Origin of the sequence: Azospirillum sp. A23 (assembly GCF_042938965.1) — a bacterium.
In the GTDB taxonomy this organism is placed as follows: domain Bacteria; phylum Pseudomonadota; class Alphaproteobacteria; order Azospirillales; family Azospirillaceae; genus Azospirillum; species Azospirillum melinis.
The window spans coordinates 1,656,249-1,678,139 of sequence record NZ_CP170666.1 but is presented as its reverse complement, the minus strand read 5'-3'; the positions used below and the strand labels follow the sequence as shown (position 1 = coordinate 1,678,139).

The window sequence follows — 21,891 nt, the reverse complement described above, 5'->3', positions numbered from 1 at the left end:
GAATGCGAATTACGCCAAAGGTTTACGCCGTAGGGCCTATGCCTTGGCCGTGACGTCCCTGCCCTTTGCCGGATGCGTCGGGCGGGCTACTCTCCGGCGCCAACGGCAAAACCTGATCGGCAAGACATGACCAAGGGGAGAAACGAGACGATGCCCGGCCGCCATTTCGAGGATTTCCGCATCGGCGAGGTGTTCGACTCGGAAGGGGCGACCCTGACCGAGAGCCAGATCATGGATTTCGCCCTGCGCTTCGACCCGCAGCCCTTCCACATCGACAATGTCGCGGCGGCGGACGGGCCGTTCCAGGGGCTGATCGCCAGCGGCTTCCACACGCTGTCGCTGACCTTCCGGCTGTTCCGCGACATCGGGCTGATCACCGGCACCAGCCTGGGCGGATCGGGGATGGACGAGCTGCGCTGGTTGCGGCCGGTGCGGCCCGGCGACACCATCCGCGTCCGGGTGGAGGTGGTGGAGACGATCCCGTCGCGCCGCGGCGGCCGCGGCACGGTGCGGTTGGCCTACACCACGCTGAACCAGCGCGGCGAGCCGGTGATGACCTGCATCATGAACCACATCATCGCCGGACGCAGCGGTGCGGAGCAGACGGTCGAGGTCTGACCGCCGCTCGGCGGGCGGGCGGTTCCGACGACGGGACCGTCACGCCCGCGCGGCCAGGGTGCGGATCGCCAGCGCCGCGGCGGAGGCGCGGTTTTCCACGCCCAGCTTGGTGAAGACCTGTTCCAGGTGCTTGTTCACCGTGCGCGGGCTGATGCCCAGGATCTCGCCGATGTCGCGGTTGGGCTTGCCGTTGGCGATCCACAGCAGCACCTCCGCCTCCCGCGCGGTGAGGCCGAGAGCGTCGCGCAGCACCGCCTCCTGCCGGCCGGCGGTCGGCTCGCTGAGGCGGAACAGATACTCGTCGGGGTTGGCCGGGCTGAGATAGGTGAACTCCAGCCGCCGCACCCCCTCGCCGTCCGGCAGCTCTGCCGTGAAGGTCTCCGCCGATCCGCCGGGGGAGGCCGTCCGGCGCAGGCCAGCCAGACCAGCGGCCAGCCCGGAGGCCGCGTCCGGCGGCAGGCCGGCCAGCAGCCGCTCCGCCTGCGGGGTGCACCACAGCAGCCTGCCCTCCCCGTCCGTCGCCAGCAGGAAGCGGCCGGTGGCGTCGAGTGCGGCGCGGGCGGCGTAGGCGACGCGGGCGTTGGTCAGATGGACGCGGATGCGGGCGATCAGCTCGTCCACCACAATGGGCTTGGTGACGTAATCGACGCCGCCGGCCTCCAGCCCCTTCACCACATGCTCGGTCTCGCTGAGGCCGGTCATGAAGATGACGGGGATGTGCGACAGGTGGGGGATCTGCTTCAGCCGTCGGCAGGTCTCGAAACCGTCGAGGCCGGGCATCACCGCGTCCATCAGGATCAGGTCCGGCGTGATCTGGCCGACCAGATCCAGCGCGCCCTCGCCATCGACGGCGACCAGCACGGTCAGGTCGGCCTGTTCGATGGCCTCCGTCAGGAATCCCAGCGTGTCGGGGGTGTCGTCCACCACCAGGATCATGTCGCGGCGCTTCATCCGGTCACGGCCCCGTCTTCTGCCAGATCATCTTCGGCCCGATCTTTTTCGCCCTGTGCGGCGTCGCCCTGTGCGGCCTCGCGCTGCGCCGCCGCCTCTTCCACCGCACGCATATACCCTTTCAGGTCGAAGGCGCGCACCAGCGTTCGCAGCCGTTCGACGAAGGACGCTGCGGCGGCGTCCTCCGCCTCGATCTCGCGCAGCTTGGCCTCGATCCCGCGAATATAGCCGATCCGGCCGAGCTGGCGCAGGTCGTCGAGATGACGCAGCGCCGACTCCGGCGGGCCGGCTGCCGGTTGAGGGGCGGACGGCAGGACCGGCGGGGATGCTTGATCGACCGGCGCCGCGGGCGGGGCAAGCGGTTCCGCCGGTTTTTCCACCGCATGGATCCATTCCAGCCCGGTCAGCGCCTGGAGCCGGTCGAGCAGGGCGTGGATTTCGATGGGCTTGGCGACGAAGGCGTCGTGCGGCGCCCGGCCATCGCCCGGCCCCTGCGCCTCGTAGGCGTTGGCGGAGACCATGACGATGCGGATGCGGTCGGCGAACTGCCGGCGCAAGCCCTCCGCCACGTCCCAGCCGCTTTCGCCCGGCATCGAGATGTCGAGCATGGCGACGTCGGGCTTGCACTGCGCCGCCAGTTCCAGGCAGGTGGCGGCGTCGGACGCGGTGAACAGCACGAAGCCCAGCGGGCGCAGGATATCGGTCATCAGCGCCAGATGGTCGCGGTCGTCGTCGGCCAGCAGGATGGTGATCTGCGGCCCGGCATAGCCGGTGATGGCGCGGCGCTCCACCTGCTCGCCCGGCCGGTGCATCGCCTCCGACAACAGCAGGCGGACGGTGAAGACGCTGCCCTCCCCCGCCTTGCTGCGCAGCGCGATGTCGCCGCCCATGATCCGGGTCAGCACCCGCGTGATGGTCAGGCCGAGCCCGGTGCCGGCCACCGCCCGCACCGCCGCCCCGCGCCCGCGCTCGAACGGTTCGAAGACGCGGTCGAGATCCTCCTCGCGGATGCCGATGCCGCTGTCGGCGATCTCGAACTCGGCGATCTGGCTGCGGTAGCGCACGGTCAGGGCGACATGGCCGCTCTCGGTGTATTTCACCGCGTTGGACAGCAGGTTGATCAGGATCTGGCGCAGGATCTTGCTGTCGGTGTGGACCCAGGCCGGCAGGTGCGGCACGCGGGCATAGCGGAAGTCCAGACCCTTGGCGGTGGCCTGGATGCGGAACATGTCGGCCAGCTGGTCGAGGAAGTCGATCAGTTGCACCTTGTCGCGGCTGAGCCGGCGCAGGCCCGATTCGATCTTGGAGATGTCGAGCAGACCGTCGATCAGGTTCGACAGATGCTCGGCACTGCGGCGGATGACGCGGACGGCGTCCTGCGGGCGCTGGGTGCTGTTGCTCTCCAGAAGCTGGGCATAGCCGGAGATGGCGTTCAGCGGCGCCCGGATTTCGTGGCTGACGCCGATGATGTAGCGGCTCTTGGCGGCGTTGGCGGCCTCCGCCACCTCCTTGGCCTTCTGGAGGGCGGCGTCGGTGCGTTCGTGGGCGGCGATCTCGTCCATCAGCATGGCGGTCTGCCGGCCGGTCTCCTCCTCCGCCTTGCGGCGGCTCTCATGGGCCAGCACCAGCAGCCAGGCGGCGACGCCGGACAGGATGAACAGGCAGACGAAGACGGAGACCAGCGCGGTGTGGATCGCCGCCCGCTCCGCCGCCTCGGCATTGGCATACTGGAAGTCGATGACCACCAGCACCCCGCCCAGCACCAGCGAGAACAGCGTCATCACCCCGATGAAATGGCCGGTGCGGGTGTGGACGCCCGCCGCCATCCGCTTCGGCAGCACCCGTTGCAGGCTGCGGGCGATCTGGTCGGCGAAGCGGCTGTCGGTCTTGCACAGATCGTGGCAGCGCGCCTCCAGCGTGCAGCAGAGCGAGCAGATCGGCGCGTCGTAGGCCGGGCAGAAGGCCATGTCCGGCCGTTCGAACGGATTCTCGCAGATCGAGCAGCGGATGGTCGCGGCGTCGCCCGGCAGCCGGTCGGACCTGCGGGCGATGTAATAGCGGCCCCCGGTCCTCCAGGCGATCAGCGGGGCGGCGGCGAAGGCGACCACCAGCCCGATGAAGGGGGCCAGCGCCTGGGCCACCGGACCGAGAAGGCCGAAGAAGGCGGTGGTGGAGCACAGCACCGACAGGCCCATGGCGCCGGTGCCGACGGGATTGATGTCGTAGAGGTGGGCGCGCTTGAACTCGATCCCCGGCGGGCTGAATCCCAAGGGCTTGTTGACGGCCAGGTCGGCGGCGACCGCCCCCAGCCAGCCCACCGCGACGTTGGCGTAGAGGCCGAGGATGCTCTCGATCACGCCGAGGATGCCGATCTCCATCAGCAGCAGGGCCAGCAGCACGTTGAACACCAGCCAGACGACGCGGCCGGGGTGGCTGCGGGTCAGGCGGGAGAAGAAGTTCGACCAGGCGATGGAGCCGGCATAGGCGTTGGTGACGTTGATCTTCATCTGGCAGACGACGACGAAGATGCCGGTCAGCGCCAGCGCCGCGGCGGGGGAGCCGAACACGTCGAGGAAGGCCATGTGGTACAGGCTGTTGGGCTGCACCGCGTCCTCCAGCGGCAGCCCGTGCTTGATGGCGAGGAAGGCCAGCAGCGACCCCGCCGCCAGCTTCAGGCTGCCGATCAGCACCCAGCCCGGCCCGCCGGCCAGCATCGCCGCCCACCAGCGCAGCCGCCCGATGCGGGCCTGGGAGGGCAGGAAGCGCAGATAATCGACCTGCTCACCGATCTGCGGCAGCAGCGACAGCAGGACCGACGCCGCCATGCCGAAGGGCAGCAGCGACAGCCCGCCGTCGGGGGCGTAGACGCCCGGCAGCGAGGTCCATTGCGCCAGCGTCTCGCGGTCGAGCAGGAAGAAATAGGCCAGCGGCACGCATTGCAGCAGGATCCACACCGGCTGCGTCGCCCATTGCATGCGGCTGATGAAGCGGATGCCGTAGACGGCGATGGGGATCACCGCCAGCGAGCTGATGACATGGGCGACCGAGGCCGGGATGCCCAGCACCATGGTCAGCCCGGCCGACATGATGCTGGCCTCGATGGAAAACAGGATGAAGGTGAAGGAGGCGTAGACCAGCGAGGTGATGGTCGAGCCGAGATAGCCGAAGCCGGCCCCGCGGGCCAGCAGGTCGATGTCCACCCCGGCCTTGGCCGCATGGTAGGTGATCGGCAGCCCGACCAGGATGCTGAGAACCGCCACCGCCAGGATGGCGGCCATGGCGTTCTCGAAGCCGTAGGTCAGGGTGACGGCGGCGCCGAGCGCCTCGCAGGCGAGGAAGGAAATGGCGCCCAGCGCGGTGTTGGCGACACGCCAGGCGCTCCACCGCCGCGCCCGTTCCGCGGTATAGCGGAGCGCGTAGTCCTCCAGCGTCTGGTCGGCGGCGAGCTGGTTGTATTGCCGGCGTTCACGGACGATCCGTTGCCTCGCGCTCATGCCCGTCCGCCGTTCCCGCCCATCGCCCCCGATGGCCCGCATGGTCGGGAGTTTCGGGGTCGTTGGCAAGCTGCAAGCGCGTTGACAGTCACCGGACCGGGCTCTAGCTGTCAGACCTCACGGCTCCCCCGAACAGTTTTGAAAGCCAGAGCATGACCGTCGAGCTTGTCGTCTGTGAGACCTGCCGCCGTCCGGAAGACCCGCCCGACGCCGTACGGCCGGGGGCGGAGCTGGTGGCGCTGATGGAGCGGGCGCTGGCCGATCAGCCCGATCTGGCCGCCGCGGTGCGTCTGCGCCCGATGCGCTGCCTGATGAGCTGCCGCCGCCCCTGCGCCGTCGCTGTGCGCTCCGCCGTGCGGATGAGCTATGTGCTGGGCGACTTCGCCCCGGACGAGATGACGGTGGAGACGCTGACCGCCTACCTGCGCGCCTATGCCGCCACCGAGGACGGCATCGTTCCGTTCAAGCAATGGCCCCAGGGCGTCAAGGGTCGTTTCGTTTCACGGCTGCCGCCGCTGGAGGAGTGAACCGCTGCATACGGCGGGGGAGACGGCCTATTGCCGGCGCCGCGCCAGATGGACGATCTGGGCGGTCAGGCCGACGACGAGGATGACCGCCAGCGCGCCCTGGGCGCCCAGCAACAGCGGCGATTTCAGGTCGGTCACCAGAGGATGGCCGTCCGGGACCCGGCGCAGGACTTCACTGACCGTCGGCACCATCAGCAGGAAGGCGCTGACGCTGAGGCAGACGGTCTCGACGTAGCGGGCCGTGCGCCCCGCCGCCGGTGCCCACCCGATCCCATAACCCGCAAGCAGCAGCAGGATGGTCACGGCGCCGATGCCGACGCTGACCGGCTGATGGGCGACGAGGAAGACCGTCGAGGCCCCGATCAGCATGGATGCGAAATAGACCGCACCGGGCACGGAACGCGGCACGATCCGGCCATGGCGGGCGAACATGTAGGCGGCCACCGGGATGGCCGGCAGGCTGCCGAGCGTATGAACCCAGCCAATCGGAGAAATTCCGAACATCGACGATTGCCTTTCAAGTCGAGAGCAGCGGGAGCGGAAGGGCCCGCAGGACAGGCCCCGCCTCACGGGAGGTTAAAGCTACCTACTGGTTGGTAGGCATTGGGTCCGAGTGTTTACCCAGCGGGCAAGGCCCCGTTTTCAGGCGGCGATCCGCTCCAGCAGGGGACGGGTTATGGCGCCGAAGGCCGTGGCGTCGCCGTAGGCACGGGCCGACAGCATCGCGCCATGCGTGGTCGCCATGAACATTTCGGCGTCGGCCCTGGCGGTTCCGGACAGGCGGAGGCGGCCTTGCGCGGCGCCGCGTTCGAAGACGCCGGTCAACCAGTCGGCGAGCCGGCGGAAATGTGCCCGCACTTCAATGGCGACCTCCTCGGGCAGAACCGGGATTTCGCCCGCGAGCAGCGCGCAGACGCAGAAGGGGGCGGCCGTATCGGCGAAACACCGCTCCCAATAGCCGAGATAGGCACGGAGCTGGTCCAGCGGATCGGGGACGAACTGCTCCAACTGGGCCAGTCCGTCCGAAGCCTCCTTGCGGTATTGTGCGACGAGCACACGCACCAGATCCGATTTGCTGGGAAAATGATGGTGTATGCTCGCCGTACGGATGCCGACGACCTTGGAAATGTCGGCATAGCTGAAACCGTTGTAGCCGCCCCTGATGATGAGCGAGCGCGCACAGTCGAGAATGTCGGCGGCCCTGGTCGATTGCGTGTTCATACACCCAACCTACCAACTAGTAGGGAGCCTGTCAACAGCGGCAACGGGATTGACGACTCGCATCCGGATCGAACCGACGCACGGTACCTAAGCCCTCCCTCTGCTGCTGAAGGATGGGTTTGACAGACCAAGGTGGCGTTCCAATAATTGTTGGTCAGACCAACTGAATTCGCCCTTTGCGGGCGGGGAGAAGCGCCCGATGAAGGTCGACCCCGAGGTTCTGACCTTTGCCACCGGCCTGCTGCACATGGCGCGCGAGGCGGAGCGGTCCAACGGCTGGGAGGCCGGCGACCTTCTGCGCACCACGCTGCGCCTGCTGGTGGTGGCCGGGGCCGACGGCCATGGCTGGAACGCGAACGATCTGTCGGAGGAAGTCCGCGATCTGGTCGAAGCGGTGCGGATGACCAAGGGTGACGAGGGGGTGCGCTTCCGCGGCGGGGAGACGGCACTGCATTGAGGGGCCGCTTGTCTTCCCCGCCCTGCCCCTCCCCCGCCCTCAGCCCTCGGAAACCTCCGGGTTCAGCTGGATCAGCACCTTGTCGATGCGGCGGCCGTCCATGTCGACGACCTCGAAGCGGATGCCGTTCCAGTGGAAATGCTCCGCCGCGGTCGGGACATGGCCGAACCGGTCGAGCAGGAAGCCGGCGATGGTGTGGAAATCGCCCTCCCCCTTCATGTTCTTGACTCCGACCAGCGCCTCGACCTCCTCGACCGGGGTCATGCCGTCGACCAGCCAGCTGCCGTCCTCGCGCTGGACAGCGCCGGCCTCGCCTTCCTGGGTGCTGTCCGGCAGTTCGCCGGCGATGGCTTCCAGGATGTCGGTCATGGTGACCAGACCCTCGACGCTGCCATATTCGTCGACCACCACCGCCATATGGACGCTGGCCTGCTTGAACAGGTCGAGCAGGCGGAAGACCGGCGTGCCGTCATGGACGACCAGCGGCTGGACCATCGCCGTCCGCAGGTCGAAGGAAATCCCCTTCAAGGACTGGTCGAGCAGCGCCTTGGTCGCGACGATGCCCTGCACCTCGTCGACGTCGCCGCGGCAGACCGGGAAGCGGGAATAGCCGCTCTCGCAGATCTCGCGGGCCAAGGTTTCGGGGCTGTCGTCGATGTCGAGCCACATCAGGTCGGGGCGCGGGGTCATGATCGACCGCACCGTGCGGTCGGACAGGTGCATCACCCCCTCGATCATCTGGCGTTCGGCCGGCTCGAAGACGCCGCTCTGGGTGCCTTCGGCGATCAGGGTCTTGACCTCCTCCTCCGTCACCGTCTGCTCGCGCGAGGTCGGCAGGCGCAAGAGCTTCAGCACCGCGTCGCTCGACACGCCGAGCAGCCAGACCACCGGGGCCGACAGGCGCGACACCGTCCGCATCGGGGAGGCGACCAGCGAGGCTATCCGCTCCGACGAGATCAGCGCCACCCGCTTGGGTACCAGTTCGCCGATGATCAGCGAGAAATAGGTGATGGCGGCGACCACCAGGGCGAATGCCACGGTGTGGCCGTAGGGGGCGATCCAGGCGACCTGTTCGTCCAGCACGCCGCCGAGCCGTTCGGCCAGGGTGGAGCCGCCATAGGCGCCGGCGATGATGCCGGTCAGGCTGATGCCGACCTGCACGGTGGACAGGAAGCGGCTCGGGTCTTCCGACAGCTCCAGCGCCACGCGGGCACCGGCGCCGCCCTTCTCCTCGGCCATCTGCTGAAGCCGGGTGCGGCGCGCCGACACCAGCGCCATCTCCGACATCGCGAAGAAGGCGTTGAGCAGGATCAGCAGGACGATGACCAACAGTTCCCAAATCATGGCTTTGTGCCCTTTGGGGGCGCTCCCTCAACCGATCAATTGTTGCGCCACCGCGACCGCCGCCTGCCCGAGACCGAGCAGGACGGCGGCGACGATGGCGATGGCAAGAAGGCCGGCGACGAGGCCGGCCGAGACGAAGACTCCGTCGGATTCCATCAGCCCCAGCGCGATCAGAGCGATGGCGAGGGCGGGAGGCTGGTTTCCGAAGACGATGGGAAGGGACAGGATGACGGCCAGGACCACCACCGCCAGCCCGAGCAGCCGTTCGGCGGTCGGGCCGGCCATCGCCGGCAGGCGTGGGCGCAGATGGCGCTCCACCCGCTCCGCCCACGGCCTGGCCCGGCGGATGACGCCCAGGAAGGCCTTGCGGTCGAAGCTGGCCGCCAGCATGCGGCGGGGCAGCCAGGGGCTGTGCCGGCCCGCCGCCATCTGGGCGCCGAGCAGGATCATCGGCACGCCGGTGGCGGTCGACAGGCCGGGGACCGGCAGCACGTTGGGAATCGACAGGATCAGCAGCAGCGCACCGAAGGCGCGGTCGCCCAGCGCGTCCATGATCTCACCGAGCGAGATCTTGGAGCGATCCCCGCCGGGCGGGCTGCTTGCTGGGGACGGATCGTCCGGATCGGAACCGCCGGACTCGGCGGCGTCGCCGCGCGTCAGGAAGTCGTCCAGCAGATCGGAAACGCGCGCGCAGGACCGGTCCGCGCCGGAAGGGCGTGCGTCGTACGACCTGGGGGACGACCCGGGAGGTCGATCTTTGCTCACGGCTCTCCCCGAGGCCGGAAACGGGATCGGAGCGGGCCGGGCGAAGGATGGAAGGAACCCATGGACCTTTCGCGTCACGGCGGCAGTAGCCTTCCTTACTACAGCAAGGAAGGCGAAAGCGCCAGAGCGGGTTGTGGTGCGTAGCGAAGCCGCTGACTGCCGATCCGGGCCGTCAGCGCTTCTGCATGGCGAAGGTCAGGCGCTTCATCAGGTCGGCCTTCGACACCGGCTTCACCAGATAGCCGGAGATGCCGTAGGCGATGGCGCGCTTTACCACGTCGGCCTCGCGGTGGCCGGTCAGCACCAGCACCGGCAGGTCGGCCAGCGGGTTGCCCGTGGCGGTGCGCAGGGCATGCAGCAGGTCCAGTCCGCCCATGCGCGGCATTTCCAGGTCGCAGATCACCAGGTCGATGTCCTCGCTGTTCACGCGCAGGATTTCGAGCGCCTTTATGCCGTCCGCCGCCTCGAACACCGTGCGGAGCCCGATGTCGTGCAGAAGCCGATAGATCAGCTTGCGGGTGAAATCGTCATCCTCGACCAGAAGCACACCGAGATCGTGTATCGTCCGGACCTGGCGGGTCCGGTTGCCTGCCTCCACCACCATGACGCTCTCCGCTCCGCCAAAGTTCTCCGGCCGCTATCGGCATGGCCGGCACGCACAGTTTTCTGACTACACCATTGCACAGTCGTTAACGGAATCGCTATGACGCAACGATGACTATCGTTCGCACGCAGTGTCCAGCAAATCGGCCCGGCCAATCGGCGTGGATGACCGGGTCTGCTGGCCGGGTCCTCCAGCCGGGCAATGGCAATCGGCCCGACGACCGCTTATCCTGAACCCTCGCGCGCTCTTTCCGAACCGATCAGGACCCGCCCGTGACCGCGCCGCCCCCCTCCGCCACGCCGCCCTTCGCCGCTTCGCCCGACGCCGCGATGTCCGATGCAGCGATTTCCGATGCAGCGATGCTGGCCGCCGTGGTCGAGACCAGCGGGGCCGGCCTCGTCGTGGCCGACGCCACCCGGCCCGGCCATCCCGTCGTCTATTGCAACCGCGCCTTCCTGGACATGATCGGCTATGAGGCCGGCGAGGTGATCGGGCGGAACGGCGATTTCCTGCAAGGGCCGGACACCGATCCGGACACCGCGGCGGCGATCCACGCCGCCCTGGCGGAGGCGCGGCCGCTGTCGGTGGAGGTGCTGAACTACCGCAAGGACGGCAGCGTTTTCTGGAATGCGCTGACCCTGCGGCCGGTGCCGGAAGCAGGGGGGCCATCCGATGGCCGGGCGCGCTGGATCGCCGGCTCCTGCGCCGACGTGACCCAGAGCCGCCGGTCGCAGGAGGAGCTGCGCGCCGCCGAGGACCAGCTGACCCGGCTGGCGGCCGAGACCTTCGCCCTGGCCGAGAAGCTGGACGGCGCCCGCGAGGACGCGGAGGCCGCCCGCATCGCGGCGGAGAATGCCAGCAGCGCCAAGTCGCGCTTCCTGGCGATGATGAGCCACGAGCTGCGCACGCCGATGACCGCGGTGATCGGCATGGGCGACCTGCTGATGGGCACCGGGCTGAACGACCAGCAGAAGGCCTTCGTCAAGACGCTGCGGTCGTCGGCCGACACGCTGATGACCATCCTGAACGACGTGCTGGATTTCTCGAAGATCGAGGCCGGGCAGCTGACGCTGGAGGAGATCGACTTCTCCCTGCCCCGGCTGGTGGACGACGTGGTCCAGCTGTTCCTGGTGCGGGCGGCGGCCAAGGGCCTGAGCCTGTCGGCCTCCATCGCCGACGACACGCCGCGCCACATCCGCGGCGACCCGACCCGGCTGCGGCAGGTGCTGTTCAACCTGGTGTCGAACGCCATCAAGTTCACCGACCGCGGCACCATCGAGATCGCCGTCTGGTCGCCGGATCCCCCCGCCGATCCGCCTGCCGACCCGCCCGCCGGCGCGGCGCCGGCCGATGCGCCGGTCACCCTGCGGTTCGAGGTGGAGGACAACGGCATCGGCATGACGCCCGAACAGCGCGCCCGCCTGTTCGACGCCTTCGTCCAGGCCGACGTGTCGACCAGCCGCAAATATGGCGGCACCGGCCTGGGGCTGGCGATCTGCAAGCGGCTGGTCGAGGCGATGGGCGGCGAGATCACCGTCGCCAGCACGCCCGGCCGCGGCTCCACCTTCCGCTTCTCGATCCTCAGCCGGCTGGCGGAGGCGCCGCCGGTCGGCGAGCTGGGAGCCCGCCCGGCGCTCCCCGGGGCGGCCGAGACGCCGGAGCCGACACAGGTGCCGCTGCGGCTGCTGCTGGCCGAGGACAACGACATCAACCGCATGCTGGTCATCGCCATGATGTCCCGCATCGGCCACCGGATCGACGCGGTGGCCGACGGGCGGGCGGCGCTGGACGCGCTCGTGGCGGCCGATTACGACGCGCTGATCCTCGACATGGAGATGCCGGTGCTGGACGGGCGGTCGACCGCGCGGGCGATCCGGCGGATGGACGGGCCGGTCGCGCGCATCCCCATCGTCGGGCTGTCGGCCGACGCCCTGCCGGAACATCGCGACGGCCATCTGGCCGCCGGGCTCGACGCCTATCTGACCAAGCCGATCGACTGGGACCAGCTGAACGCCGTGCTGGTCGATCTGGCGACCCGGCCGCAGGAGGGACGCGTGGTGCCGGTGCCCAGCCGCCCGGCGGCCGAGGGCGGCCATTTCTCGGCCCTGCCGCTGGTCGACCGGGTGAAGCTGGCCGAACTGCGGCTGGCGCTGGGCGGCGAGGCGCTGGACGGCATGCTTCAGCTGCTGCCAGAGACGGCGCTGCGCGAGCTGACGGCGATCCGCTCCGCCCTCCAGGCCGGCAGGCCAAAGGAGCTGAAGCAGGCGGCCCACACGCTGGCCGGGCTGGCCGCCAATTTCGGCGTGCCGCGCATGGCCGCCATCGCCCGCGCCATCAACGACAGCCCGGCCGACACCGACAAGGTCGCGGCCTTGCTGCCCCTGCTGGAAACCACCGTCGCTGCCACCAGCAGTCTGGTGCGCGATCCGGCGGGAAGCGGAGATTGAGGAAAACGGTGCCTCAAGGGCTCGGCCGGACGCGCAGTTGGCCCGACGCGCTGTTGAGCGCGCTTCGGCCGATCTGCTAGAGTCTCAAGGACCATGAAGAAAGCAGCGCCGAAGCGGCGCGGCAGGTCGCCGCGCATCACCCATCCCGACCAGTTCGATCTGCTCGACGTGCCCGAGCCGACGGCGGTCATGATCACCTATTCGGGGCGCACCGTCGATCTGGAGAACCCGGACTTCGGTCCCTTCGACATCGAGGACATCGCCCGCCCGCTGGCCTACCAGTGCCGGTTCGTCGGCAACACCCAGCGCTTCTTCAGCGTGGCCCAGCATTGCGTGCTGGCCAGCCGGCTGGCGCCGGAGGGCTATGCCTACGACGCGCTGATGCATGACTGCGAGGAGGCCTTCACCGGCGACTGGCCGACGCCATGGAAGGTGCGGATCGGCCGCGACGCCATCCGGCAGGCGGTGGAGCCGATCAAGAGCGCACTCGCCCTGCGCTTCGGCTTCCGCCATCCGGAGCCGAAAGCGGTCAAGCTGGCCGACCAGCGGGCGCTGGCGACCGAGCTGCGCGACCTCTGCGCACCGCACCGCGTCAACTGGCGCGACCTGCCGGACCCCGACGAGGCCGCCATCCTGCCGCTCGGCCCGGAAGAGGCGCTGGCCGACTTCCTGGACCATTACCGGCGGCTGAAGCCGGCCTGAAAGCGTCCGGGCGGTTTCCGGCAAAAGGCCTCAGGCGTGGCCGCCCTGCTCTGCCCGGCGGCCACGGCCGCGCCTGGATGCCGATGCCCCGCTGGACGCCGTGCCGCCGGCAGACGCATCGCCGGCAGCCGCACCGCCGTCGGTCTGCTGCTCGGCGCAGCGCTCGGCCAATTCGCGGATGGCGGCCCGGATCTGCGGATCGCGGATGCTCTGGAAATAGCGGGCCAGCATCAGCGCCTCGCGCGATTGCAGGGTGTTCTCCTGCTCCTCGCCGACGCCGGCCGCCGGCATCTCGCCGCCCTCCGCCGCCGCCTGCCGGTTCTCCAGCCCCTCGAAGAAGACGGAGACGGGGACACGGAAGAACTGGCCCAGCTTGAACAGGCGGCTGGAGGAGACGCGGTTGAAGCCGCGCTCGTACTTCTGCAATTGCTGGAAGGTCAGCCCCAGCGCCGAGGCGACGTCGCTCTGGCTCAGTCCTGCGAGCATGCGCAGTTCCCGCAGGCGCTGGCCGACGAACACATCGACCTCGTTCAGGCCTTCCTTCTTTTCGCGGCCACGCCGTTTCATAGCTCTTCCCCTTCGATCCTGTACTGGTCCCGGCAGCCGATTCTTCCCGCTGCCGGCCGATAGGCCGGTCAGCGCCCGCCGTGCCGATAGGCCGGTCGGCACCCGCCGTAAAGCACCGCCTCCGGCGGCCGCGCCTGGAAACACCTCGCCGGGAAGACGAATCGGCCGATTTCGGGCATGGAATGCAACTCAGCTATGATCGGGTTCTGCCGATGTCAACCTTGGCTGGACCAGATACCTCTTTTGGGCAGGCGCCTGTTCGCGAGAATCGCCCTGTTGGTCATAGGACCGCACTCTTCTCGCGCATTGCGCGGTATGATTTTACCGAAAGTCGCGCAATCGGTGTCATGCCGCCCATGCCGCGGTTCGGCTGCGGCATTGTGACCCAAAGTTGCAGAAGACGCTGTGGCGCCGCGGTCGCAGGGCTGCAACATTTGCGGGGCACTAGGCATATTTTGCCGGGCGCCCGGCAAAAACTGCCGCCGATTAACCCTCTCTTCATCAAGACGCCGCAGCATGCCCCAACGTAGGCAAGCCCGGCGCGGAACTTGCACAAACCGTCTCGCAATCGCGAACGGAGACTGTGTGGAGACCATGCCGGAAAGACTTCCGATCGGGGACCGCGCGTGAACAACCTGCTGCAGACCTTGCGCAATCTCGGGCCCGCCCGCCTCGCGGCGATCGGCGGCGTCGGGCTCTTGCTGATCGGATTCTTCGTCTATCTGACCACCCGGCTGTCCACACCGGAGATGGAACTTCTCTATTCCGAACTCCAGCAGACGGAAGCGGCGGCCATCGCCAAGAAGCTGGACGAGGCGAAGGTCCCCTACACCGTCGACAAGTCCGGCACCAAGATCATGGTCCCGGCCGATCAGGTCGGGCCGATGCGCATGCGCATGGCGGCCCAGGGCCTGCCGTCCGGCGGTTCGGTCGGCTACGAGCTGTTCGACAAGGGCGAAGGCTTCGGCGCCACCAGCTTCATGCAGAACATCAACCACCTGCGCGCGCTGGAAGGCGAGATGGCGCGCACGGTGCAGACGCTGAACGGCGTGCAGCAGGCCCGCGTCCATCTGGTGCTGCCCAAGCGCGAGCTGTTCGCCCGCCAGCAGAACCCGGCGACCGCCAGCGTCTTCCTGAAGCTGCGCCCCGGCACCCAGCTGAGCCGCGAGAACATCCAGGCGATCCAGCAGCTGATCGCCGCCTCGGTGCCGAACCTCGACCCCGGCCGCATCTCCATCGTCGACGACAAGGGCAAGCTGCTGGCCCGCGGCACCGGCAACGACAGCGCCGAGGCGATGGCGGCCAACGCGGAAGAGAAGAAGCAGGCCTATGAGGGCCGGCTGGCCCGCACCGTCGAGGATTTGCTGGGCCGCACGCTGGGCTACGGCAAGGTCCGGGCGGAGGTGTCCGCCGACCTCGACTTCGACCGCATCACCACCCAGTCGGAAATCTTCGATCCGGAAAGCCAGGTCGTTCGCTCCACCCAGACGGTGGCCGAGTCGAGCGAGAGCAGCGACCGCGACCCGCTGGCCCCGGTGACGGTGGACCAGAACCTGCCGACGGCGCAGGCGAGCAGCAGCGCCAGCCCGCTGTCCTCGAACAAGTCGAACCGCAACGAAGAGACGATCAACTACGAGATCACCAAGACCACCAAGTCGCATGTCCGCGAGGCAGGTCAGGTCCGCCGCCTGTCGGTCGCCGTGCTGGTGGACGGCACCTACCAGCTCTCCAAGGACGCACCGCCGGCCTACCAGCCGCGCAGCGAGCAGGAGATCGAGAGCATCAAGGCGCTGGTGCGGTCCGCCGTCGGGCTGGACGCCGTGCGCGGCGACTCGCTGGAGGTGATCAACATGCGTTTCTGGTCGCCCGAGGACGACATCCAGAAGCCGGAAGAGCTGTTCATGGGCATGACCAAGGACGACCTGTTCCGCATCGCGGAGATGGTGGTCCTGGGCATCGTCGCCGTCCTCATCATCCTGCTGGTCATCCGCCCGCTGATCTCCCGCGCCTTCGAGAAGGCGGAGATGCAGGAGGAGGACGAGATGGACCGCCTGCTGACCGATCAGGCCGGCATGCCGGCCGCACTCGCCGCCCCCACCGGCGCGCTGGCCCAGGATCTGGCGCTGGAAGCGGCGCAGGCCGACGAGGAACTGGAGCAGATGATCGACATCAACCGGGTGGAAGGCCGCGTCCGCGCGTCCTCCCTGCGCAAGGTCGGCGAGATCGTCGACAAGCATCCGGAAGAGGCGGTCTCCATCCTGCGCAACTGGCTGTATCAGGAGAGCTGAGCGATGCCGGCCTCCGAACCCACACCGCTTGAGGCCACCTTGTCCGCAGGGGGATCGCGGCGATGAGCGTGCGCAAATTCCTCTTCGACGAGTCCTTCGACGTGGACGCCGTCCCCCGCATGACCCATGTGGAGGATGACGACCTGCTGCCCGAGGACGAGCTGTCGGCCATGCCGGAGCCCGAGCCGGAGCCGGAACTGCCGCCGGCCCCGACCTTCGGCGAGGCGGAGCTGGCCGCCGCCCGCGCCCAGGGCTATGACGAGGGCATGGCCGCCGGCAAGTCCGAAGGGACCGCGGCGGGCTACGGCAAGGGATTCACCGACGGCATGGCCGCCGGCCAGAACACCGGGTACGAGCGCGGCAAGACCGAGATCGAGGCGACGGTGAACGCCCGCATCGCCAACGCGCTCTCCCAGATCGCCGACGGGGTGGCCCATCTGCTGGCGGCGCACGAGGCGGGCAACGCCGCGCGCAGCGAACAGCCGGTCCATCTGGCGCTCGCCATCGTCCGCAAGCTGATGCCCGAATGGGCGCGGCGCGGCGGCATGGTCGAGGTGGAGGGAATGGTCCGCGCCTGCCTGACCGACCTGATCGACGAGCCGCGGCTGGTCATCCGGGTGGCGGAGGACACGATGGGGCTGGTGCGCGACCATCTCGACGAGACGGTGGGATCGCGCGGCTTCGGGGCCAAGCTGATGGTGATCGGCGATCCGTCGATCGCTCCCGGCGGCTGCCGCATCGAATGGGCCGAAGGCGGCGTGGAGCGGGACACCGCCCAGCTGCTGGACGAAATCGAACGCCGCGCGGCGCACATGCTGGAGGCTCCGGCCCCCGTCTAAGGGGTGACCGGAATGAAGGAGGTCCGAGACCGACATGCCGAGCGACAATTTCTCGCTGAACGATCTGCACGGCGGCGATGGCGACGACTATGCCAGCCCCGGAATCACCAAGGATCTGGAGGCGGTGTACGACATCCCCGTCCAGATCTCCGCGGTGCTGGGCAAATCGACCATGCAGGTGGCGCAGCTGCTGAAGCTGGGCCGCGGCGCCGTGGTGGAACTGGACCGCAAGGTCGGCGAGGCCATCGACATCTACGTCAACAACCGCCTGGTCGCCCGCGGCGAGGTGGTGGTGGTGGAAGACCGGCTGGGCGTGACCATGACGGAAATCATCAAGTCGGACCGCGGCTGATGGCGGTGTCGTCCGACACCGGCGGCGCCCGAGCCAAGGCAGCCCAAGGCGGCGGCACCCGTGCCGCGGCGCAGGGCGAGCCGGCGGCGGCAGGCAATCCCACCGGCGCCACCGCGCCGGGGCGGAGCGTGCGGCTGCGCGGCGGGCTGGACGTGGCGACGCTGGTCGGGCTGGCGGCGGCGGCCGGGGTGATCCTGATCGCCATCACCACCGGCGGGTCGGCGCGTGCCTTTCTCGATCCGCCGTCGCTGCTGATCGTGCTGGGCGGAACGCTGGCGGTCACCACCGCCTCCTTCTCGCTGGGCGACGTGGCGGTGGCCTGGAAGAACGCCGCGGCGGTGCTGGTCCACCAGACGCTCGACCCCAAGGGCGTGGCGCGGCAGGTCCTGCTGCTGGCCGAGGCCGCCCGCCGGGCCGGGCCGGAAACCCTGCGCAACGTCCTGCCGGAACTGCGCGCCGAGCCTTTCCTGCACCGCAGCGTCACCCTGATCACCGAAGGGCTGCCGCCCGACGCCATCGAGCGAATGCTGACCGGCGAGGTCGAGGCGACCGCCGGCGGCCACGGCAAGAGCGCCGGCGTCCTGCGCCGCGCCTCGGAAGTGGCGCCGGCCATGGGGCTGATCGGCACGCTGGTCGGGCTGGTGCAGATGCTGGGCAGCCTGAGCGACCCGTCGGCCATCGGGCCGGCGATGGCTTTGGCTCTGCTGACGACCTTCTACGGGGCCGTGCTCGGCAACGTCGTCCTGTCCCCGCTCGCCGCCAAGGTGGAGCGGGCGGCGGAGGAGGACGCGCTGGTCAAGACCCTCTATACAATCGGCGCCGTGTCCATCGCGCGCCAGGAGAATCCGCGGCGTCTGGAGATGCTCCTGAACGCCGTCCTGCCGCCTGGAAAGCGGATCCAGTATTTCGACCGGGAAGCCCCGAGAGTGGGAGCGTAAGGCTATGCGTCTGCTGATCGTTGGAACGTTGGAAGGCTACATCACCGCCGCCGGCAAGATCGCCATGAAGCGGGGGGCCAAGGTGTCGCACACCGACAGCATCGAAGGGGCGCTGACCGCCTTGCGTGCCGCCGCCGGTGCCGATCTGGTGATGATCGATGTCAAGCTGGACATCGCGACCTTCATCGACAGCCTGAAGTCGGAGCGGATCACCATCCCGGTGGTCGCCTGCGGCATCGGCACCGATGCGGCCGCCGCCGTGCGCGCCATCCGCGCCGGCGCCAAGGAGTATCTGCCGCTGCCGCCCAACGCCGAGCTGATCGCCGCGGTGCTGGAGGCGGTGGCCGAGGAAAGCCACTCCATCGTGTGCAGCGACCCGGCGATGCTGGCGACGCTGCGCCTTGCCGAACAGGTGGCGCCCAGCGACGCCTCGGTGATGATCACCGGCGAGAGCGGCACCGGCAAGGAGCTGATGGCCCGCTTCATCCACCGCAAGAGCCGGCGCTCGGGCGAGCCGTTCGTCGCGGTGAACTGCGCCGCCATTCCGGAGAACCTGCTGGAATCGGAGCTGTTCGGCCACGAGAAGGGCGCCTTCACCGGCGCCGTCGCCCGGCGGCTCGGCAAGTTCGAGGAAGCGAACAACGGCACCCTGCTGCTGGACGAGCTGTCGGAGATGCACCCCAGGCTCCAGGCCAAGCTGCTGCGCGCCATCCAGGAGAAGGAGATCGACCGCATCGGCTCCAGCCAGCCGGTGAAGGTCAATGTCCGCCTGATCGCCACCTCCAACCGCAATCTGGAGGCGGAGGTCCGCTCCGGCAACTTCCGCGAGGATCTGTATTTCCGCCTGAACGTCTTCAGCGTGGCGATCCCGTCCTTGCGCGAACGCCCGGCCGACATCCCGATGATCGCCGAGCATTTCCTGAAGAAATACGCGGAGGCCAACGGTCTGGGCGACAAGCGCCTGACCGAGGACGCCATGCTGATGCTGAAGACGCATCACTGGCGCGGCAACGTGCGCGAGCTGGAAAACACCATGCACCGCGCCGTCCTGCTGTCGCGCGGCGAAGAAGTCGGGCCGGAAGCGATCATGCTGACCAGCAAGATGCTGGCCCCGGAAGGCAGCGCCCAGGCCTCCATCCCCGCCGACTCGCCGGTCGCCAACCCGTTCGCCGGTCCCGGCGGCACGGTTCCGGCCGCCGCCGCCAGCCAACCGAGCCAGCCGGCACAGCCCGCCGTTCCTGCCCTACCGACCAGCTACGGTCCGCCCAAGGGCGGCAAGCCCGGTCCCTACGGCATGGCCGCCAACAGCAGCGCCGCGGCTGCCGCCAATGCGGGCACCAGCGGCGCCGGTCTGGCGGCGCTGATCGGCCGCACGGTGGCCGACGTCGAGCGTGACCTGATCCTGGAGACGCTGACCCACTGCCTGGGCAACCGCACCCACGCCGCCAACATCCTGGGCATCTCGATCCGCACGCTGCGCAACAAGCTGAAGCAGTATGGCGACGAAGGCCGCAGCGTGCCGACCCCGGGCAACGACGAACGGGCGACGGCCTGAGCCCCCGTCCGGGACCGGGACCTTGAGCGGCGGGAGCATCCATGGCGCTGACGGAGCATAATGGCGGCGGCGGGGGCGGCGGTCCCGGCAACATGGCCGCCTTCGGCGAGATGTGGGCGGTCACCAAGGCGTCGCTGAAGCGCGGCGACGTGGCGATGGCCATCGGCATCCTGATTGTCGTGGTCGGCCTGATCATGCCGCTGCCCAGCGTCATGCTCGACATGATGCTGGGACTGAACATCACCGTCTCCATCCTGATCCTGATGGTGGTGCTGTTCATCGAGAAGCCGCTCCAGCTGTCCTCGTACCCGACGATCCTGCTGATCACCACGCTGCTGCGCCTGTCGCTGAACATGGCCTCGACGCGCCTGATCCTGACGCAGGGGCATGAGGGGACGTCTGCCGCCGGCCATGTGATCGAGGCCTTCGCCAGCCTCGTCATGGGCGGCGATTTCGTCATCGGCGTGATCATCTACGCCATCCTGACCATCGTGAACTTCAAGGTCATCACCGCCGGTTCGGGCCGCATCGCCGAAGTGGCGGCGCGCTTCACCCTCGACGCCATGCCCGGCAAGCAGATGGCCATCGACGCCGACCTGTCGGCCGGCATGATCGAGGAGAGCACGGCGCGCGCCCGCCGCAAGGAGCTGGAGGACGAAAGCGCCTTCTTCGGCTCGATGGACGGTGCGTCGAAGTTCGTGAAGGGCGACGCGGTCGCCGGCCTGATGATCATGTTCATCAACATCATCGGCGGCGTGACCATCGCGGTCCTGCGCCACGACATGCCGGTGATGACGGCGCTGGACACCTTCACCAAGCTGACCATCGGCGACGGCCTGGTGTCGCAGATCCCGGCGCTGGTGATCTCGATCTCCGCCGGCTTCCTGGTGTCGAAGGCCGGCATGGGCGGCTCCACCGACAAGGCGGTGGTGGGGCAGCTGACCGGGCACAGCCAGGCGCTGGCCCTGTCGGCCGGCGCCATCGGCGTGCTGGCCCTGCTGCCGGGCATGCCGATCCTGACGCTGGCCCCGGTCATCGGCGCCGTGGGCTTCGCCGCCTGGTACATGCCGCGCCTGCGCGCGAAGAAGGAGGCGGAAGAGGCCGCGGCGGCGGAGGAAGCGGCTGCGGCCGGCGCCGGACCGGGCGGCGGGCCTGGTGCCGGACCGGCGCCGGACGAACCGATCGCCACCGCGCTCGCCATCGACCTGATCCGGCTGGAGCTGGGCTACGGCCTGTTGTCGCTGATCAACCAGCCGCAGGCGGGCAGCCACCGACTGACCGACCAGATCAAGGGGCTGCGCCGGCAGATCGCCGGCGAGGTCGGCTTCGTCATGCCGGCGGTGCGCATCCAGGACAATCTCCAGCTTCCGCCCAACACCTACATCATCCGCGTCAAGGAGATCGAGGCCGGGCGCGGCGACATCCGGCCCAACATGCTGCTGGTGATGGACCCGCGCGGCGACGCCATGAGCCTGCCCGGCGAGCAGACGGTGGAGCCGACCTTCGGACTGCCCGCCATCTGGATCGAGCCGGGATACCGCGAAGAGGCGCTGTTCAAGGGCTACACCGTGGTCGATCCGTCGACCGTGGTGACCACCCACCTGACCGAGCTGATCAAGGACAACATGCCGGAGCTGCTGTCCTTCACCGAGACGCAGAAGCTGCTGGACGAGACCGACAAGGAACACCAGAAGCTGATCGCCGACGTGGTGCCCGGACAGATCACTGTGGGCGGCCTGCAACGGGTGTTGCAGAATCTCCTTGCCGAACGGGTTTCGATCCGGGATCTTCCCACGATATTGGAAGGGGTATCCGAAGCGACCAGCCAGACCCGCAGCATCACCCAGATCACCGAGCATGTGCGCTCCCGCCTCGCCCGGCAGATCTGCGACGCGAACACGAACGAGATGGGCTTCATCCCGCTCGTCACCCTGTCGCCCGAATGGGAGCAGGGCTTCGCGGAATCGCTGGTGGGCGACGGCGACGACCGGCAGCTGACGATGGCCCCGTCCCGCCTGCAGCAGTTCATCACCTCCGTCCGTCAAACCTTCGAGCGACATGCCATGATGGGCGAGAGCCCCGTTCTGTTGACCAGCCCGCTGATCCGTCCGTTCGTCCGCTCGATCGTCGAGCGGTTCCGGCCGGCGACCGTGGTCATGTCGCAGAACGAGATCCACCCGAAGGCCCGCATCAAGACGCTGGGGCAGATCTGATGGCGCGCG

At 68.7% G+C, this 21,891-nt stretch carries 19 protein-coding genes; 11 read left to right on the top strand and 8 right to left on the bottom strand.

The features are described from left to right. Nucleotides 1–150: 150 nt before the first annotated feature. On the top strand, nt 151–618 hold the full coding sequence (locus ABNQ40_RS16350) for a MaoC family dehydratase (RefSeq protein WP_109051482.1): 468 nt from the start codon (nt 151–153) through the stop codon (nt 616–618). A gap of 39 nt (nt 619–657) precedes the next feature. Here ABNQ40_RS16350 and ABNQ40_RS16345 read toward each other — a convergent pair whose 3' ends face one another. Further along, nucleotides 658–1,569 (bottom strand): response regulator transcription factor, encoded by a 912-nt coding sequence (locus ABNQ40_RS16345; protein WP_109051483.1) that lies wholly within the window; start codon nt 1,567–1,569, stop codon nt 658–660. After that, nucleotides 1,566–5,063, bottom strand: a complete 3,498-nt coding sequence (locus ABNQ40_RS16340) for an ATP-binding protein (RefSeq protein WP_109491142.1) — start codon at nt 5,061–5,063, stop codon at nt 1,566–1,568. The genes ABNQ40_RS16345 and ABNQ40_RS16340 overlap by 4 nt, the downstream gene beginning before the upstream one ends. A gap of 152 nt (nt 5,064–5,215) precedes the next feature. On the opposite strand from ABNQ40_RS16340, the gene ABNQ40_RS16335 reads away from it, so the two are divergent. Next, nucleotides 5,216–5,590, top strand: a complete 375-nt coding sequence (locus tag ABNQ40_RS16335; RefSeq protein ID WP_109051484.1) for a DUF1636 domain-containing protein — start codon at nt 5,216–5,218, stop codon at nt 5,588–5,590. 27 nt (nt 5,591–5,617) lie between these two features. On the opposite strand, the gene ABNQ40_RS16330 is transcribed toward ABNQ40_RS16335, so the two are convergent. Next, nucleotides 5,618–6,094, bottom strand: a complete 477-nt coding sequence (locus ABNQ40_RS16330; RefSeq protein WP_109051485.1) for a hypothetical protein — start codon at nt 6,092–6,094, stop codon at nt 5,618–5,620. 138 nt (nt 6,095–6,232) lie between these two features. Beyond that, nucleotides 6,233–6,811: a TetR/AcrR family transcriptional regulator gene (locus ABNQ40_RS16325; RefSeq protein WP_109051486.1), complete on the bottom strand. Its 579-nt coding sequence runs from the start codon at nt 6,809–6,811 to the stop codon at nt 6,233–6,235. Between the two features lie 199 nt (nt 6,812–7,010). Here ABNQ40_RS16325 and ABNQ40_RS16320 point away from each other — a divergent pair, with 199 nt between their 5' ends. Then, complete coding sequence (locus tag ABNQ40_RS16320; RefSeq protein WP_109051487.1) at nt 7,011–7,268, top strand: hypothetical protein; 258 nt, start codon at nt 7,011–7,013, stop codon at nt 7,266–7,268. Between the two features lie 39 nt (nt 7,269–7,307). Here the strand turns inward: ABNQ40_RS16320 and ABNQ40_RS16315 are convergent, their stop codons facing one another. The 3 genes from ABNQ40_RS16315 to ABNQ40_RS16305 all read right to left on the bottom strand — a co-directional run bounded on the left by ABNQ40_RS16315 (nt 7,308) and on the right by ABNQ40_RS16305 (nt 9,981). Continuing rightward, entirely contained in the window at nt 7,308–8,612 is a 1,305-nt protein-coding gene (locus tag ABNQ40_RS16315; RefSeq protein ID WP_109051488.1) for a hemolysin family protein, read from the bottom strand. 27 nt (nt 8,613–8,639) lie between these two features. Further along, nucleotides 8,640–9,377 (bottom strand): exopolysaccharide biosynthesis protein, encoded by a 738-nt coding sequence (locus ABNQ40_RS16310; protein WP_391347249.1) that lies wholly within the window; start codon nt 9,375–9,377, stop codon nt 8,640–8,642. A gap of 172 nt (nt 9,378–9,549) precedes the next feature. Continuing rightward, nucleotides 9,550–9,981, bottom strand: coding sequence for a response regulator (locus ABNQ40_RS16305; protein WP_109051490.1), 432 nt, complete (start codon nt 9,979–9,981; stop codon nt 9,550–9,552). A gap of 272 nt (nt 9,982–10,253) precedes the next feature. Here ABNQ40_RS16305 and ABNQ40_RS16300 point away from each other — a divergent pair, with 272 nt between their 5' ends. Together ABNQ40_RS16300 and ABNQ40_RS16295 are read left to right on the top strand one after the other, a co-directional pair. Beyond that, a complete protein-coding gene (locus tag ABNQ40_RS16300; RefSeq protein ID WP_391347245.1) occupies nt 10,254–12,428 on the top strand; it encodes an ATP-binding protein in 2,175 nt (724 codons plus the stop codon). Nucleotides 12,429–12,521: 93 nt separating this feature from the next. Next, nucleotides 12,522–13,130, top strand: a complete 609-nt coding sequence (locus ABNQ40_RS16295) for a transcriptional regulator (RefSeq protein ID WP_391347242.1) — start codon at nt 12,522–12,524, stop codon at nt 13,128–13,130. Nucleotides 13,131–13,160: 30 nt separating this feature from the next. Here ABNQ40_RS16295 and ABNQ40_RS16290 read toward each other — a convergent pair whose 3' ends face one another. Next, nucleotides 13,161–13,697 (bottom strand): helix-turn-helix domain-containing protein, encoded by a 537-nt coding sequence (locus tag ABNQ40_RS16290; protein WP_109051493.1) that lies wholly within the window; start codon nt 13,695–13,697, stop codon nt 13,161–13,163. Nucleotides 13,698–14,323: 626 nt separating this feature from the next. Between ABNQ40_RS16290 and fliF the strand changes: the two genes are divergently transcribed. From fliF to flhA, 6 genes are all read left to right on the top strand, one after another. Then, complete coding sequence (fliF, locus tag ABNQ40_RS16285) at nt 14,324–15,985, top strand: flagellar basal-body MS-ring/collar protein FliF (RefSeq protein ID WP_109051494.1); 1,662 nt, start codon at nt 14,324–14,326, stop codon at nt 15,983–15,985. A 62-nt stretch (nt 15,986–16,047) separates the two neighbouring features. After that, complete coding sequence (locus ABNQ40_RS16280; RefSeq protein ID WP_109051495.1) at nt 16,048–16,824, top strand: FliH/SctL family protein; 777 nt, start codon at nt 16,048–16,050, stop codon at nt 16,822–16,824. A gap of 34 nt (nt 16,825–16,858) precedes the next feature. Then, entirely contained in the window at nt 16,859–17,176 is a 318-nt protein-coding gene (gene fliN, locus ABNQ40_RS16275) for a flagellar motor switch protein FliN (protein WP_098737805.1), read from the top strand. Continuing rightward, nucleotides 17,176–18,114, top strand: coding sequence for a motility protein A (locus tag ABNQ40_RS16270; RefSeq protein WP_109051496.1), 939 nt, complete (start codon nt 17,176–17,178; stop codon nt 18,112–18,114). Before fliN ends, ABNQ40_RS16270 begins: the two co-directional genes overlap by 1 nt. 4 nt (nt 18,115–18,118) lie before the next feature. Next, nucleotides 18,119–19,669 (top strand): sigma-54-dependent transcriptional regulator, encoded by a 1,551-nt coding sequence (locus ABNQ40_RS16265; protein ID WP_391347235.1) that lies wholly within the window; start codon nt 18,119–18,121, stop codon nt 19,667–19,669. A 41-nt stretch (nt 19,670–19,710) separates the two neighbouring features. Beyond that, the gene (flhA, locus tag ABNQ40_RS16260) at nt 19,711–21,882 is read left to right on the top strand and encodes a flagellar biosynthesis protein FlhA (RefSeq protein WP_109051498.1); all 2,172 of its coding nucleotides are present in this window, start codon (nt 19,711–19,713) and stop codon (nt 21,880–21,882) included. Nucleotides 21,883–21,891: the final 9 nt, after the last annotated feature.